The organism is Streptomyces sp. SID8352 (genome assembly GCF_009862265.1).
Taxonomy (GTDB): domain Bacteria; phylum Actinomycetota; class Actinomycetes; order Streptomycetales; family Streptomycetaceae; genus Streptomyces.
In genome coordinates, this window is sequence record NZ_WWGX01000091.1 from 35,139 (window position 1) to 51,191 (window position 16,053).

Consider the following 16,053-nt stretch of genomic DNA (forward strand, 5'->3'; position numbering starts at 1 on the left):
CGCACCATGGCTGACCAGTCCCCTCCCCCGTCCCGCGGCACCACCGGCGACCGCGCCGGCACCACCGGCACCGGGCCCGGAACCGACTCCACGGACACCGCCTCCGGCACCGGCACCGACGCACCCCGCGTCGGAATCTCCCGGCGGCGGCTGCTCGGCACCGCCGGTGCGAGCGGGCTCGTGCTCGGCGCGGCGGGCGGTGCCGTGGGGTACGCCGCCGCGCCCTCCGGGGCCGTACCGCTCGCCTCGCTGGGCGAGGGGCGGGCGGTGTTTCACGGGAAACATCAGCCCGGCATCACCACCCCGATGCAGGCCCGCGGCCATCTCGTCGCCTTCGACCTCGCGGCGGGCGCGGGCCGCCGGGAGGCCGCCGCGCTGCTGCGCCGCTGGTCGGACACGGCGCGGCGGCTGATGGAGGGCGAGCCCGCAGGGTCCGGCGACACGGATGTGGCCCGGGACGCCGGGCCGTCCTCCCTGACGCTGACCTTCGGATTCGGGCACAGCTTCTTCGGGCGCACCGGGCTGGAGGCCCGGCGGCCGGACGCTCTCGCACCACTGCCCGACTTCTCCTCCGACCATCTCGACAGGGCCCGCAGCGAGGGCGACCTCTGGGTGCAGATCGGCGCCGACGACGCCCTGGTGGCCTTCCACGCCCTGCGCGCGATCCAGCGGGACGCCGGGTCGGCCGCCCGGCTGCGCTGGCAGATGAACGGCTTCAACCGCTCACCGGGCGCCACCACCCGGCCCATGACGACGCGCAACCTCATGGGCCAGGTCGACGGCACCCGCAACCCCACCGGCGACGACCTCGGCCGGGTCTTCGTCCCCGGCCGCCCCGGCGACAGGGAGCCCGGCTGGATGGCGAACGGCTCCTACGCGGTCGTGCGCCGCATCCGGATGCTCCTGGACGACTGGGAGCAGCTCTCCGTCAAGGCCCAGGAGGATGTCATCGGCCGCCGCAAGGCCGACGGAGCGCCGCTCTCCGGGGGCGGCGAGACCACCGAGATGGATCTGGAGAAGACGGACCCGGAGGGGAACCTCGTCGTGCCGATCAACGCGCACGCCCGGATCACCCGGCCCGACCGCAACGGCGGCGCCACCATGCTGCGCCGCCCGTTCTCCTTCCACGACGGCTTCGACCCCGACGGCACCCCGGACGCGGGGCTCCTCTTCGTCTGCTGGCAGGCCGATCCGCTGCGCGGCTTCGTGCCGGTGCAGCGGAAGCTCGACCGGGGGGACGCCCTGACGCCGTTCCTCCGGCACGAGTCCAGCGGCCTGTTCGCCGTGCCGGGCGGGGCGCGGCGGGGCGAGTACGTGGGACAGCCGCTGCTGGAGGGCTGACCCCCGGCACCGTCATGGCACCGTCCCGGCGGCTCGCCCTGCCCCGGGTCCGGCCGCCCGCGCCCGGGGGTGACGGGGTACGGAAGCGTGCGCCGGGCCGCCCGGGGCGCATTAGGGTGAGCCCATGCCAGCCAGTTACGCGTATCTCGGTCCCGAAGGCACCTTCACCGAAGTGGCCCTGCGCACCCTGCCGGAGACGGCCACCCGGGAGCTGGTCCCGTACGTCTCCGTGCAGTCCGCACTCGACGCGGTGCGCACCGGCGAGACCGAGGCCGCGTTCGTACCGATCGAGAACTCCGTCGAGGGCGGCATCACCACCACCCTCGACGAGCTGGTCGCCGGGCAGCCCCTGATGATCTACCGCGAGGTGCTGCTCTCCATCACCTTCGCGCTGCTGGTCCGCCCCGGTACGCGCCTCTCGGACATCAAGACGGTGACCGCCCACCCGGCGGCCCAGCCGCAGGTCCGCAACTGGATGAAGGCGCACCTGCCCGACGTCGCCTGGGAGTCGGCCGCGTCCAACGCGGACGGCGCGCGGCTGGTGCAGGAGGGCCGGTACGACGCGGCCTTCGCCGGTGAGTTCGCCGCGGCACGGTACGGGCTGGAGGTCCTGGAGTCCGACATCCACGACGCGGAGAACGCCCAGACACGGTTCGTGCTGGTGGGCCGCCCGGCCCGGCCGGCCGCACCGACCGGCGCCGACAAGACGTCCGTGGTCCTCTGGCAGCGCGACGACCACCCCGGCGGGCTGCGCGATCTGCTGGGCGAGTTCGCCACCCGGGGCATCAACCTCATGCTGCTGCAGTCCCGGCCCACCGGGGCGGGGATCGGGCACTACTGCTTCTGCGTGGACGCCGAGGGGCACATCTCGGACCGCAGGGTGGCCGAGGCGCTGATGGGCCTGAAGAGGGTCTGCCGTCAGGTGCGCTTCCTCGGCTCGTACCCGCGGGCGGAGGCCGACCCGGCGAACGCGCCGGAGCTGCGGCTGGGGACCTCGGACCAGGAGTTCGCGGCGGCGGCGGACTGGGTGGCCCGGTGCCAGGACGGCCGGTTCTGATCACCGGTCCCGGGAACGGCCCCGTCGGCGGACGGCCCGGCCGCGCCGGTCGCCGGGGCCCTGTCGGCACCGCTCACGGGAGCGGGCACGGCCGCCGAACCGGCCATATCTGTCGATAGTCGTTGTCCACAGAAGTTATCCACAGGTGCCCATCTCGACCTGGGGACAAGTCGACACCGTAGGGCGATTCAGTCGACATATCCTCCTTCGCGCACCCTTGCTCCACTCGGACCTTCCCGCCACCCCTCGTCCACCCACCCCTCGCCCTCCATCCTCCGGAGTGACGGCGAGTGTGCCGATTTCACCCGAAAGAGAAGGGGCGGGCGGTTTGGGGACATGACCCGGAAGAGGGGTGCCCCGCATCCACAGATGTTCCACACAGGCTGTGGATAACTCTGCGCATCCGCCCGGTTCTGTGGACAGCCCTCTGCCAACTCCCTTCTCCCACAAGGCGATCCGGTCAATCGGTCATGCCGGACGGCCTCGTTCCGGTGAGGCCGCGGGATTTCCTTGACGTGCGGAGGAGCGGCGGCGGCCCGCCCCGGGCGAAGTCCGGGAGACGTCCGGGAGGCGGCCCGGAGGCCGTCGGCGGATGGCCGGAACCCGGCCGCGGAAGCCTCCCCGGAAAGCGGGTCGTGGGCCGGCACCGGGCACCGGTAGCCTTGAGGTGTGATCGACCTTCGCCAGCTCCGTGAGGACCCCGACCGAGTGCGCGCCTCGCAGCGCGCCCGTGGAGAGGACGTCGCCCTCGTCGACTCCCTCCTGTCCGCCGACGAGCGCCGCCGTTCGTCCGGCGTGCGCTTCGACGAGCTGCGGGCCGAGCAGAAGGGCCTCGGCAAGCTCATCGGCCGGGCGTCCGGCGACGAGAAGGCGGAGCTGCTCAAGCGGGCCGAGCAGCTCAAGTCCGAGGTCAGGGCCGCCGACGCGGACCGCGACGCGGCCGACGCCGAGACCCAGGAGCTGCTCCAGCGGCTGGGCAACCTCGTCCACCCCGACGTCCCCGTCGGCGGCGAGGAGGACTTCGTCACCCTGGAGACGCACGGCACCCACCGCGACTTCGCCGCCGAGGGCTTCGAGCCCCGCGACCACCTGGAGCTGGGCCACCTGCTCGGCGCCATCGACGTGGAGCGCGGCGCCAAGGTCTCCGGCTCGCGCTTCTACTTCCTCACCGGCGTCGGCGCTCTCCTGGAGCTGGCCCTGGTCAACGCGGCCATCGCGCAGGCCACGGCGGCCGGCTTCACCCCGATGCTCACCCCGGCGCTGGTGCGTCCGCAGTCCATGGCCGGCACCGGCTTCCTCGGGCAGGCCGCCCAGGACGTGTACCACCTCGACAAGGACGACCTGTACCTCGTCGGCACCTCCGAGGTGCCGCTGGCGGCCTACCACATGGACGAGATCCTCGACGCCGGGCGGCTGCCGCTGCGCTACGCCGGGTTCTCGCCGTGCTTCCGCCGCGAGGCCGGCTCGCACGGCAAGGACACCCGGGGCATCTTCCGGGTGCACCAGTTCGACAAGGTCGAGATGTTCTCCTACGTCCTCCCCGAGGACTCGCAGGCCGAGCACCAGCGCCTGCTGGAGTGGGAGAAGCAGTGGCTGACCTCCCTGGAGCTGCCGTTCCGCGTCATCGACGTCGCCTCGGCCGACCTGGGCTCATCCGCCTCGCGCAAGTTCGACTGCGAGGCGTGGATCCCGACCCAGGGCAAGTACCGCGAGCTGACGTCGACCTCGGACTGCACCGAGTTCCAGTCCCGGCGGCTGTCGATCCGCGTCCGCGAGGGCAAGAAGGTCCGCCCGCTGGCCACGCTCAACGGCACCCTGTGCGCCGTCCCGCGCACCATCGTCGCCCTCCTGGAGAACCACCAGCGGGCCGACGGCTCGGTGCGCGTGCCCGAGGTGCTCCGCCCGTACCTGGGCGGCCGGGAGATCCTGGAACCGGTGGCCAAGTGAGCCGGCCGACCGCCGACGGGGCCCCCGGCGCCACCGCGCCCGGGGGCTTCCCGTACCCGCTGGTCGCGACGGACCTCGACGGGACGCTGCTGCGCGGCGACCACTCCGTCTCGCGGCGCACCCGGGACGCCCTGGCGGCGGTCACCGGGGCGGGCGCCGCCCACCTCGTGGTCACCGGACGCTCGGTGCCCTGGACACGGCACATACTCGACGACCTGGGCTACCGGGGGCTGGCCGTCTGCGGCCAGGGCGCGCAGGTCTACCACGCGGGCGAGCACCGGCTGCTGACCTCGGTCACCCTGGACCGGCAGCTCGCCGCGGTGGCGCTGGCCAAGATCGAGGCCGAGACCGGCCCGCTGCTGCTGGCGGCGAGCCGGGACGGGCTGGACGGCGACGTGCTGGCCGGTCCGGGCTACGAGGTCGTCGGCGACGTGCCGACGGTGCCGCTCACCGACGCGTCCCAGCTCTGGGCCGCGCCGCTGAACAAGATCTACATCCAGCACCCGGCCCTGTCCGACGACGAGCTGGCCGGGACGGCCCGGCGGGTCGCGGGCGGCTTCGTCACCGTCACCATGGCGGGCCCCGGGATCGTGGAGCTGCTGCCGCTGGGCCTGAGCAAGGCCACCGGCCTCTCGCTGGCGGCCCGGCGGCTCGGGCTGCGGGCCGCGGACACCATCGCCTTCGGCGACATGCCCAACGACGTGCCGATGTTCGGCTGGGCGGCCCGGGGCGTGGCGATGGCCAACGCCCACGCGGAGCTGAAGGCGGTCGCGGACGAGGTGACCGTCTCCAACGAGGAGGACGGCATCGCGGTCGTCCTGGAGCGTCTGCTCGGCTGAGAGCGGCGCCCGCCTCCGGGCTGCGATCGGCGCCCGCCCGCCCGCGCGGCGCGGCGCCCCGACGGCCACGGCCGGCCCTACCCCGACCCGGCGGCGGCCCCGCGTACGTACCGCGGCGTCGCCCGGCCCCTGCGGCCGGTCCCCTGGAGCCACGTGCCGGCCCGGACCCCACAGCCCGGGCGAGCCGTCCGCCCCGCGCGGCCGCTCCGTCCCGCGTGCTTCTCGCACCGCGCGTACCGAACCGCCCGTACGGAACCGCGCGTCCGGCGGACGGACAGCCGCACGGCGCCGGAGATCCCCTCCGCGACGGCCCACGCGGGATGTCCCGCGTGCTCGAAGTGGCCGCCCGGACACCGGCGCCGCCCGGCCTCGTGCCCCACCACCATGCCGGTGCCGGGCGGCCGGACGCCACCGATTAAGAGCGGACGCAAGCCACCGGCGGCGACGCCGCCCCGTGCGGCCCGCGCCCCCGCCGGTGGGCCGTCACTCCTCTCCGGCGATGGTCAGCGTGCGCAGCTTGCGCCCGGCGTACCAGGTGGCCAGCACGGTGACCGCGACCAGCAGCACCGTGGCCGTGGGCAGCCCCACGTCGGAGACGACCAGCTGCCCGTCGGCGGTCCGCTGGGCGACCGCCAGCGACCACTGCTGGACGCTGAGGGTCCGGGCGCCCGGCACCAGGGAGCCGAACAGTGCCTCCCAGACCAGGGCGTAGACCAGCCCGAAGACCACCGCGTGCCGGGAGACCGTGCCCAGCAGCAGGAACAGCGCGGCGTAGGCGATGGAGGCGACCAGCGCGGCGACCGTGTACGCGACGGCGACCTGCTGGCCGTTGCCGTTGAGGATCAGCCCGGCGACCAGGGTGGGCACGGCGGAGAAGGCCATCGTCACCGCGACGGCGACGATCAGCTTGGTGAAGATGATCGTCGGCCGCTTGACCGGCTTGGACAGCAGGTACACGACCGAGCCGTCGTCGATCTCGGGGCCGATGGCCCCGGTGCCGGCGATCACGCCGATGATCGGCACCATGGTGGCGAGCGCGAACCCGCCGAGGACGTCCGCCGCCGTCTGGTCGTCGGCCCCGGTGAGGGCGCGCACCACCACGGCGATGACGATCAGCAGCAGGGGCAGCGCCCCCAGGATGAGCGCCCGGCGGCGGCCGAGCAGGGCCCGGTAGGTGAGCCGGGCAACTGTGGGGTCGTACATGCTGGGCCTCCTACGCCGCGACGAGGTACGAGAAGACGGACTCGAGCGACTCGTCGGACGGCGAGACCGTGAGCAGCCGGATGCCGTGGTCGCGGGCGACCCTCGGCAGCAGCGCCGTGAACCGGGCGAAGTCGACGGCCTGGACGCGCAGCGCGCCCTCCGCCGGATCCACCTCGATGCCGGAGGTGGACGGGTCCGCGATCAGGATCGCGGCCAGGGCTCGGTCGTCGCTGGAGCGGACCAGGTAGCGGTGCGGCCGGTCGGTCATCAGACGGCGGATGCGGCGGAAGTCGCCGCTGGCCGCGTGGCGTCCGGCGACGACGACCTCGATGTGCCGGGCGAGCTGCTCGACCTCCTCCAGGATGTGCGAGGAGAACAGCACCGTGCGGCCCTCGTCGCCCATGCGCCGCAGCAGGTCCATGAGCTGCATGCGCTGGCGCGGGTCCATGCCGTTGAACGGCTCGTCGAGGAGGAGCAGGGACGGCTGGTGGACCAGCGCGGAGGCCATCTTCACGCGCTGCCGCATGCCCTTGGAGTAGGTGGCGATCCTGCGGTCCTGGGCGTACTCCATCTCGACCGTGGCGAGCGCCTCCTGGGCGGCCCTCGCCCCCAGTCCGTGCAGCTCGGCGTTGGCGAGGACGAACTCGCGGCCGGTGAGGAAGTCGTACATCGCCTCCCGCTCGGGGACGATGCCGATGTCCCGGTAGATGGCCTCGTTGCGCCAGACCGGCCGCCCGTCGAGGGTGACGGTGCCGGTGGACGGGGCGAGGAAGCCGCCCATCATGTTGATGAGGGTGGACTTCCCGGCGCCGTTGGGGCCGAGCAGGCCGGTGACCCCGGGGCCGATCGTCATGGTCACGTCGTTGACGGCGACCACGTTGCCGAACCAGCGCGAGACGTGGTCGATGCTGAGGGTGCTCACAGTCCCACCTTCTTGTAGCGGCGCGTCAGCAGGCCGTGGGCGCCGGCGATCAGGCCCAGGGTGACGAGGAGGTAGACCACGCCCTGGGCGTCGCTCGGGCTCGCCCCGCCGGGGAAGGAGGAGGCGGCGCCGAGGAACGCGGACTGCACGCCGCCGATGAGGGTGACCGGGGAGAACAGGCCGATCCAGACGACGGCACCGGTGCTGTCCTGGACGTGGGCGATGGCCTGGAGCGTGGAGACGGCGCCGTAGCTGATGGTGAGGACGGCGATGACGGCCGCGATGCCGAAGCCGCGCCGGGGCGTGACCGAGGCGACCACCAGGCCGAGCCCGGCGAAGAGCAGGGAGAGCAGGGCCACCGAGGCGAGCCCCTGGGCGAACCCCTCGGTCTGGTCGGCGAAGTCGAGTTCGGCGAGCAGGGCGCCCGCGTAGAGCACGATCAGCGGCGCGGCGGTGAGGATGAACAGGGCCGAGGCCAGCGCGGCGTACTTGGCGCGGACGTAGTCGCCGGTCTCGATGGGCCGCGAGAAGTAGAGCGGCACGGTCTTGAAGCGGAGGTCCCGGGAGACCGCCTGGGGCGCCTGCGAGGCGGCGTAGAGGCTGATGACCGCCTGGAGGACGATCGCGTAGCGCGTGTACTCCAGGGGCAGTTCGCCGGACTTGGTGACGACGGTGACGGCGACCATGATCCCCGCGGGCAGGCACATGACGACCAGCAGCAGCATCGGCAGCACCTTGGACTTGACCGAGCGGCCGAGTCCGTAGGCGCCGCGGAGGGACTGCGAGTACAGCGAGCGGCGGGCGTAGGCGCGGCCGAGGCGGGGGCCGTCGTAGCCGCGGTAGCCGATGTCGTGGATGCGGGTCTGGTCACCGACGGGGGTGTCCGGTGTCCGCACGGGCTGCTCAGTCGCCACGGCCGGCCGCCTCCTTCCGTTCTGCGTCGCCGTCCCGGAAGACCTCCGAGATGTGGTGCCTGCGCTGTTCCATGCGGACCAGGCCGAGGCCGAGGTCCGCGATGACGTCCCGGACCAGGTCGTGGGTCCCCTCGTCGGCACCGGTGAGCAGCAGGACGTGTCCGGCGCCCGGCAGTCCGTTGCCGTCCTGGACGGCGACCCCGCGCGCGCCGAGCGCCTCGCGCACCGCGCGGGTGCCGTCGGGGTGCTCGTCGGTGTCGGTGACCTCGATGGCGAGGGTGGTGGTGGTCTGGGTGAAGTCCCGGGTGGAGCTGGAGCGCAGCAGCTTGCCGCCGTCCACGACGACGACGTGGTCGCAGGTGCGTTCCAGTTCGCCCAGCAGGTGGGAGGTGACCAGGACCGAGATGCCGAAGTCGGTGTGGATGCGCCGGATCAGGCCGAGCATCTCGTCGCGGCCGGACGGGTCGAGCCCGTTGGTGGGCTCGTCGAGGAAGACCAGCCGGGGGTCGTGGACCAGGGCCTGGGCGAGCTTCACCCGCTGCTTCATACCGGTGGAGTAGCCGCCGATGGGCCGGTAGCGCTCCTCGTGGAGGCCGACGTGGCGCAGGGTGTCGGCGGTGCGCTCGCGGGCGGCGGTGGGCGGCAGGCCGGACATGCGCGCCATGTGGACGACGAACTCGGTGGCCGATACGTCGGGCGGCAGGCAGTCGTGCTCCGGCATGTAGCCGACCAGCTCGCGGATCTCGGCGCCCTTGGTGGCGACGTCGAGGCCGAGCACTTCGGCCCGGCCCTCGGTGGCGGGGGACAGACCCAGGAGGATCTTGATCAGGGTGGACTTGCCGGCACCGTTGGCGCCGACGAGTCCGGTCACACCGGGTCCGACGTCCACGGAGAGCCGGTCGAGCGCGGTCACCCGGGGGAACCGCTTGCTCAGGCTTTCGGTCGCGATCACAGTCACCCCACCGACGGTAGTGAGCTCCGCCACGCGGGTCGTCAGTCCGGAGAGCCGTCTTGGGATCCGCCTGGAGTCGTACGTTCCCGTAGGGGATGCGGTGCCTGAGGACGACGGCGGGGCGCTCGGGGCGGGGGCGGCCGTACGGGACGGTCCGGGGGCGGGAACGCTCCGGGGCCCGGGGCGGGGACGGTCCGGGGCGGGAACGCTCCGGGGCGGGGACGGTCCCACGGGACGACGGTCCAGGGTGGTGCCGGCCAGGGCGGGTTCCCGGCCGACGGTCTCCGCCGGCGGCGACTGGACCGTCATTGACGGCCGGTCCAGCGGCTGGGAGATTCGGCGCGTCGGGCGGCCCGGCGGCGGGCGGCACCTCACGGGGTGCGGGGCGGAGGAGGAATGACGGTGCTTCGGGGTGCGCGGGAGCGGCGGGTGCGCTCGGGCGGGATCGACCTGTGCGTCGTGGAGCTGGGAGATCCGGACCGGCCGACGGTCCTCCTCGTGCACGGCTACCCGGACAGCAAGGAGGTCTGGTCCGAGGTGGCCGCCCGCCTCGCCGACCGGTTCCACGTGGTCCTCTACGACGTGCGCGGGCACGGCCGCTCCTCGGCCCCGGTGCCGCTGCGCGGCGGGTTCACCCTGGAGAGGCTGACGGACGACTTCCTGGCCGTGGCCGACGCGGTCAGCCCCGGCCGCCCCGTGCACCTGGTGGGCCACGACTGGGGCTCGGTGCAGTGCTGGGAGTTCGTCACGGTCCGGCGCACCGAGGGGCGGATCGCCTCCTTCACCTCCCTGTCCGGCCCCTCCCTCGACCACTTCGGCCACTGGATCAACAGCCGTCTGAAGCGGCCCACGCCCCGCCGGGTGGGCCAGCTCCTCGGGCAGGGCGCCAAGTCCTGGTACATCTGTCTGCTGCACACCCCGGTCCTGCCGGAGCTGGCCTGGCGCGGTCCCCTCGGCAGGCGCTGGCCGGACATCCTTCGGCGGATCGAGAAGGTGCCGGGCGGCGGCTACCCGACCGCGTCCCTCCCCTCGGACGCCGCGCACGGGGCCTGGCTCTACCGGGACAACGTCCGCCCCCGGCTGCGCCGCCCCCGCCCCGACGCCCACGCGCACGCCCCGGTCCAGCTCATCACCCCGCTCGGGGACCCCTTCCTCTCGGAGCGGCTCCACGACGGGCTGGAGCGCTGGGTGCCCCGGCTGACCCGCCGCACCCTGCCCGCCGGCCACTGGGTCCCACGCACTCGTCCCGACCGGCTGGCGGACTGGATCACGGAGTTCGTCACCGCCGTCGAGGACGGCCGCCCGCGGGCGGTGCCGCGGGGGAGGCACGCCGACCGGTTCGCCGGGAGCCTGGTCCTGGTCACCGGGGCGGGCAGCGGCATCGGCCGGGCGACGGCGCTGGCCTTCGCCGCTTCCGGCGCGCGCGTGCTCGCCGTCGACCGGGACGCCGGCACCGCCGCCCGCACCGCGGAGCTGTGCCGTCGCGGGGGCGCCCCGGCGGCCTGGGCCGAGACCGTCGACGTGTCCGACGCGCGGGCCATGGAGCGGCTCGCGGCAAGGGTCGCCGCCGACCACGGCGTGGTCGACATCCTGGTGAACAACGCCGGGATCGGCCTGTCGGGCGCCTTCCTCGACACCACCCCCGAGGACTGGGACCAGGTCCTCGGCGTCAATCTGTGGGGCGTCATCCACGGCTGCCGCCTCTTCGGCCGGCAGATGGCCGAGCGCGGGCAGGGCGGGCACATCGTCAACACCGCGTCGGCCGCCGCCTTCCAGCCGTCGCGGGTGCTGCCCGCCTACAGCACCTCCAAGGCGGCGGTGCTGATGCTCAGCGAGTGCCTGCGCGCCGAACTGGCCGACCGGGGCATCGGCGTCACCGCCGTCTGCCCCGGCATCGTCAACACCAACATCGCCTCGACCGCCCGGTTCGCCGGGGTCGACGCGGAGGAGGAGAAGCGGCGCCAGGAGCGCGGCGCACGGCTCTACCGGATGCGCGACTACCCTCCGGAGAAGGTCGCGGACGCGATCCTGGACGCCGTGGCGCACGATCGCGCCGTGGTCCCGGTCACCCCCGAGGCCCGGGGCGCGCATCTGCTGTCCCGGTTCCTGCCGGGCGCGCTGCGCCGACTGGCACGGGTACGGCCACCGCTGTAGGCGCCGCAGTCCCGGGGCGGACGCCATGGCCCCGCTCCGGCGACCGGCGGGCCCCGACCCCGCCGTCCGGCCCGCCCCCTCCGCCGGAGGACAGCCCCCGCGTTTCACGTGAAACACACGGAGACGCCGCCTGCGGACACTCGCGGTCTCCGCATGGGCCTGCGTCTGAGCAGGACGCGCGGCGGCCCGCGGCGCGCGCCGACGCCGACGCCATCCCGCGCTCACCGTGGTCCGGCAACGGGGATGGGAAGTGACGACGAACTGAAGGGTGCCGGTACCGCTCCGGAGCGCACACGCGCACCACGGACCGACAGGGCCCCCACCGGGAGTCTGGCGCTCTGTCGCCCACAGTCACCGGCACATAGGGTCGCAGGCATGCGACTGAGCACGGTAATCCTTCCCGTCCACCGATGGAGCGAGGGTCAGCACAGCTGGCGGCGGGCCGAAGACCTCGGCTTCCACGCCGCCTACACCTACGACCACCTGTCCTGGCGCAGCTTCCGGGACGGCCCCTGGTTCGGCGCCCTGCCCACCCTGACCGCCGCCGCCTCCGTCACCGAGCGGCTGCGCCTGGGCACGCTGGTGACCTCGCCGAACTTCCGGCACCCCGTGACGCTCGCCAAGGAAATGATCAGCCTCGACGACCTCTCCGCCGGGCGCATCACCCTCGGGATAGGAGCGGGCGGCACCGGCTTCGACGCCACCGCGCTCGGGCAGGAGCCCTGGACCCCGCGTGAGCGGGCCGACCGGTTCGCGGAGTTCCTCGGGCTGCTCGACCGCCTGCTGACCGAGGACGCCGTCTCCTGCACGGGCGACTTCTACTCGGCGCACGAGGCGCGCAACATCCCCGGCTGTGTGCAGCGCCCCCGGCTCCCCTTCGCGGTGGCCGCCACCGGACCGCGCGGCATGGGGCTCGCCGCGCGGCACGGCCAGGCGTGGGTGACCACGGGTGACCCGTCGCTGTACGAGGAGGGGACCCCGGAGCAGTCCGTCGCGGCGTTGCGCGGGCAGACCGAGCGGCTGGCCGACGCCTGCGCCGGGATCGGGCGGGACCCGCGGGAGCTGGACATGATCCTGCTCACCGGATTCACCCCGGACCGGGGCCGTCCGCTGGAGTCCGTGGACGCGTTCGTCGACTTCGCGGGGCGCCACCGGGAGCTGGGCTTCACCGAAATCGTGGTGCACTGGCCGATCCCCGACTCGGACTTCGCCGCCGACGAGAGGGTCTTCGAGCGCGTCGCCCTGGAGGCGCTGCCCCAACTGGAGGGCTGAACCGGCGCGGCCGGCGGCAGGGCCGGGGAGCCGTCGCTCACATATGCGCGCGGAGGACCGCGAGTACGGGCATATGCGGGACAATGGCGGGGTGACCTCAGCGACCCGCCTCCCCGGAGCCCCGGCCGCCGCCACGCGCCCGCGGCTGATCGCCACCGACCTCGACGGCACGCTCCTCCGCGACGACCGCTCGGTCTCCCCGCGGACCGTCGCCGCGCTGGAGGCCGCCGAGCGGGCCGGCATCGAGGTCTTCTTCGTCACCGGCCGCCCCGCCCGCTGGATGGACGTCGTCAGCAAGCATGTCGACGGCCACGGCCTGGCCATCTGCGGCAACGGAGCCGCCGTCGTCGACCTGCACGGCGGCCCCGGCGCCCACCGCTTCGTTAAGGTCCGCGAGCTGCCCCGGCGGAACGCCCTGGAGGCGGTGCGGCTGCTGCGCGAGGCGGCGCCCGGCACCCTGTGCGCGGTGGAGCGGACGTACGGCTTCCACCAGGAGCCCGGGTATCCCCGGCTGCACCTGGAGACCCCCGACAGCGTTGCTCCCGCCGAGGAGCTGCTCGCCCCGGACGGCCCGGCCGGCGACCAGCCGATCCTCAAGATCCTCGCCTTCCACCCCACGCTCGACCCCGACGCCTTCCTCACCCTGGCCCGCCTCGCCGTCGGTGCCCGGTCCAACGTCACCCGGTCCAGCCCCAGCGCCCTGCTGGAGCTGAGCGGCCCGGAGGTCTCCAAGGCCAGCACCCTCGCCCTGTGCTGTGCCGAGCGCGGCATCTCCCACGAGGAGGTCGTCGCCTTCGGCGACATGCCGAACGACATCGAGATGCTCACCTGGGCGGGCCGGTCCTACGCCATGGGCAACGCGCACCCGGACGTGATCGCCGCCGCCTCGGGGCGCACGGTCGCCAACAACGAGGACGGGGTCGCGGTCGTGATCGAGCGCCTGCTGGCGGAGGCTCCCTGACGGCCGCCCGCTGACGGGACCGCCCGGCGGACTCCCCGGCCGTCACCCGGTGACGGCCCGCCCCGCACGGTGCCCCGGCCGCCGCCCGACGACGGTGCCCACGGCGGGGCGACCGCCGGGGCGCCCCCGGACACCCGGGCCGCTCACACCGTCACCCCGTGCCGGGCCAGCCACGGCACCGGATCGAGCGCGGAGCCCATCTGCGGCGTCACCCGCACCTCGAAGTGCAGGTGCGGCCCCGTGGAGTTGCCGGTGGTGCCCGACTGCCCGATCCACTGCCCGGGTTCGACCCGGTCGCCCTGGTCGACGGCGACCGCGGAGAGATGCGCGTACTGCGTGTAGTAGCCCTCCGGGTGCTGGAGCACGATCTGGATGCCGAAGGCCCCGCCGCACGTCACCGTCACCACCCGGCCCATGCCGACCGACCGCACCGGGGTGCCGGTGGGCACGGCGAAGTCCTGCCCCGTGTGCCGGTCGGCCCACCGCGTCCCGCCGCTGCCGAAGGACGCCGACAGGTCGTAGCTCCGCACCGGGGCGACCCACGGGGCGTCGCCCCGGTCCCCGTCCGGCTGGTCCAGCCGCACCGCGCCGGGGCATGAGCCCGCCGAGACCGAGGCCTCGGCCTCGCTCTCCATGCGGGCCCGCGCCGTCTCCAGCTTCGCCTCGATGTCCTTCCTCAGCTTCACCAGCCCGGCGTTGCGCCGCTCCAGCGCCTTCCACGCCGCCGTGGCCCTGGCCTCGTCGGCGCTCAGCCGCGCCTCGGCCCGGCGGCTCCGGGTGACCGCGCGGTCGACGGCCCGGCCCTCCCGGGCCACGACCCGCTGACTGCGCATCAACTGATCGGGATCGCGCGCGAGGATCACCCGGGCGGTGAGCGTCAGCCCCCCGCCGGTGCGGTACTGGGCGCGGGCGAGACGGCCCAGCTCCTCGCGCAGGACCGCCTTGCGCCGCCGCTCCCGGTCCAGCCGCTCCTCGTACTCCTGGGCCTTCGCCCGCTGGGTCTCGGCCTCCCGGCGGCCCTTCTCGTACTCCTGGGTGGTCCGGGCCGCCGCCTCGTACAGCCGCGCCACCTCGGCGGCCCCGGGCGCACCCCCGGCCCCCCGGTCCCCGTCCGAGCCGGCGGAGGGCCGGGCCGCGAGCACCGCCAGCGCGCACAGCAGCACCGGAACGAGCGGCGGACGTCGGCGAGGTGAGCGCATGTCAGTGATGGTGTCCCGGGGACGGGGGCCCGGTCCCGCCCGCGTCGTACGGGCGGGGTAACCATTGCTGCACACGGCCCAGCGGGACTGCTGCACACGGGTCAACCGGGCCGGCGCCGCCGTGCGGGGGGACGGGCACGGCGGGGGCACCACATCGGCCGGGAACGGGGCGCTCGCCTCCCGGGCGGGGCGCGCGGCTCTCCCGGACCGCGCGCGACCGCCTCCCCGGCCACGGCCGCCCGGGTGCTCAGTGCGGCGCCTCCCAGCGCACCGTGGTCCCCCCTCCGTCCGCCCCGAGACCCGGGCCGATGCTCAGGGTGCCGCCGAGCGCCTCGGCCCGTGCCGCAGATTGCGCAGTCCGCCGCGCCGGCCGCCCTCGGGAACGCCAACGTCCGCGACCATCAGCCGCACCGCGGGCGTCCCGTCCGGCAGGGCCACCGCCGCGTCGACTGCGACCTCGATCCGGGTGGCGCGGGCGTGCCGGAAGGCGTTGGACAGCGCCTCGCGCAGGGCGGCGATGAGGTTCTTCCCCGCCGGATCGCCCACGGCCGTGTCGACCGGCCCGGTGAGGCGGTGCGCGGGGGCGAAGCCGAGCGGTACGGCGGCCGGGGCGATCTCGCGCAGCACACACCCGGTCAGGGGGCCGGGGCCTCAGCGGGACGGCCCAGGGCGAAGACCGCCGAGCGGATCTCCTGGACGGTGGTCTCCAGTTCGTCCACGGCCCGGCCGACACCGTCGCGGACGTCGGGGACGGAGGCGGCGCGCCGCGCGCCCTCCAGCAGCTCCCCGGTGGCGAACAGCCGCCGGACGACGAGGCCGTGCAGATCGCGCGCGATGCGGTCGCGCTCCTCGTAGACCGCCGGCCGCTCCCGGTGCCGCCGGGCCTCGGCCACGACCGGCGCCGGGGCGGCCTGCGCCGCGAACCGGGCGCCGGGGGCCCACTCCTCCGGGGTGAAGGGGCGCCCGCCCCGGGCCGGGACATGACGAGGCCGCCGAGGACCCGCCCCTCGCTGCCGCAGGGGCAGGGGCAGAGGCAGAGGCAGGATCGGCCCGTAGGCGCGCACCGGCCCGTCCCGCAGACGCGGATCGGTGGCGGCGTCGTCCACGAACACGGCCCGTCCGGCCGTCAGTTCGGCCACGATGCCGCTCTCCGGCGGGATGACCCTGCCCAGGACGGCGGCCCCGGCGGTGCGCCGCCCGGCGAGGACGGGGAGCACCGGCCCGGCGGGCGGAGCGCTGGGTGGGGCGGCCGGACGGATGCCCTGACCCGTGCTCCCCCGTGCCGACGCCTT

12 protein-coding genes and 1 pseudogene are annotated in these 16,053 nt (G+C 74.6%); 7 read left to right on the forward strand and 6 right to left on the reverse strand.

Annotation, left to right across the window (positions count from 1 at the left end):
• Positions 1-6 precede the first annotated feature (6 nt).
• The 4 genes from efeB (at position 7) to GTY84_RS27230 (ending at position 5,184) form a co-directional block, all read left to right on the forward strand.
• Entirely contained in the window at positions 7-1,341 is a 1,335-nt protein-coding gene (gene efeB / locus GTY84_RS27215) for an iron uptake transporter deferrochelatase/peroxidase subunit (protein ID WP_161229052.1), read from the forward strand.
• A gap of 124 nt (positions 1,342-1,465) precedes the next feature.
• Entirely contained in the window at positions 1,466-2,398 is a 933-nt protein-coding gene (gene pheA, locus GTY84_RS27220; protein WP_161229053.1) for a prephenate dehydratase, read from the forward strand.
• A 669-nt stretch (positions 2,399-3,067) separates the two neighbouring features.
• Positions 3,068-4,345, forward strand: coding sequence for a serine--tRNA ligase (serS, locus tag GTY84_RS27225; RefSeq protein ID WP_161229054.1), 1,278 nt, complete (start codon positions 3,068-3,070; stop codon positions 4,343-4,345).
• Positions 4,342-5,184, forward strand: coding sequence for an HAD-IIB family hydrolase (locus GTY84_RS27230; RefSeq protein ID WP_161229055.1), 843 nt, complete (start codon positions 4,342-4,344; stop codon positions 5,182-5,184). The genes serS and GTY84_RS27230 overlap by 4 nt, the downstream gene beginning before the upstream one ends.
• Before the next feature lie 483 nt (positions 5,185-5,667).
• Here GTY84_RS27230 and GTY84_RS27235 read toward each other — a convergent pair whose 3' ends face one another.
• The 4 genes from GTY84_RS27235 to GTY84_RS27250 are packed head-to-tail and all read right to left on the reverse strand — an operon-like array spanning position 5,668 to position 9,175.
• Positions 5,668-6,387: an ABC transporter permease gene (locus GTY84_RS27235; protein ID WP_161229056.1), complete on the reverse strand. Its 720-nt coding sequence runs from the start codon at positions 6,385-6,387 to the stop codon at positions 5,668-5,670.
• Between the two features lie 10 nt (positions 6,388-6,397).
• Entirely contained in the window at positions 6,398-7,309 is a 912-nt protein-coding gene (locus tag GTY84_RS27240; RefSeq protein ID WP_161229057.1) for an ABC transporter ATP-binding protein, read from the reverse strand.
• Positions 7,306-8,223, reverse strand: a complete 918-nt coding sequence (locus GTY84_RS27245) for an ABC transporter permease (protein WP_161229058.1) — start codon at positions 8,221-8,223, stop codon at positions 7,306-7,308. The genes GTY84_RS27240 and GTY84_RS27245 overlap by 4 nt, the downstream gene beginning before the upstream one ends.
• Positions 8,213-9,175: an ABC transporter ATP-binding protein gene (locus GTY84_RS27250; RefSeq protein ID WP_161229128.1), complete on the reverse strand. Its 963-nt coding sequence runs from the start codon at positions 9,173-9,175 to the stop codon at positions 8,213-8,215. Before GTY84_RS27250 ends, GTY84_RS27245 begins: the two co-directional genes overlap by 11 nt.
• A gap of 396 nt (positions 9,176-9,571) precedes the next feature.
• Here GTY84_RS27250 and GTY84_RS27255 point away from each other — a divergent pair, with 396 nt between their 5' ends.
• The 3 genes from GTY84_RS27255 to GTY84_RS27265 all read left to right on the forward strand — a co-directional run bounded on the left by GTY84_RS27255 (position 9,572) and on the right by GTY84_RS27265 (position 13,562).
• A complete protein-coding gene (locus GTY84_RS27255; protein WP_161229059.1) occupies positions 9,572-11,329 on the forward strand; it encodes an SDR family oxidoreductase in 1,758 nt (585 codons plus the stop codon).
• 375 nt (positions 11,330-11,704) lie between these two features.
• Positions 11,705-12,601 carry an LLM class flavin-dependent oxidoreductase gene (locus tag GTY84_RS27260; RefSeq protein ID WP_161229060.1) on the forward strand — a complete coding sequence of 299 codons (897 nt, stop codon included), beginning with the start codon at positions 11,705-11,707 and terminating at the stop codon, positions 12,599-12,601.
• 73 nt (positions 12,602-12,674) lie between these two features.
• Positions 12,675-13,562: a Cof-type HAD-IIB family hydrolase gene (locus GTY84_RS27265; protein ID WP_202551883.1), complete on the forward strand. Its 888-nt coding sequence runs from the start codon at positions 12,675-12,677 to the stop codon at positions 13,560-13,562.
• A 143-nt stretch (positions 13,563-13,705) separates the two neighbouring features.
• Here GTY84_RS27265 and GTY84_RS27270 read toward each other — a convergent pair whose 3' ends face one another.
• The gene (locus GTY84_RS27270; RefSeq protein WP_161229062.1) at positions 13,706-14,761 is read right to left on the reverse strand and encodes a M23 family metallopeptidase; all 1,056 of its coding nucleotides are present in this window, start codon (positions 14,759-14,761) and stop codon (positions 13,706-13,708) included.
• Positions 14,762-15,008: 247 nt separating this feature from the next.
• A pseudogene (locus GTY84_RS27275) lies at positions 15,009-15,933 on the reverse strand (histidine kinase); the annotation flags it as partial.
• Between the last annotated feature and the right edge of the window lie 120 nt (positions 15,934-16,053).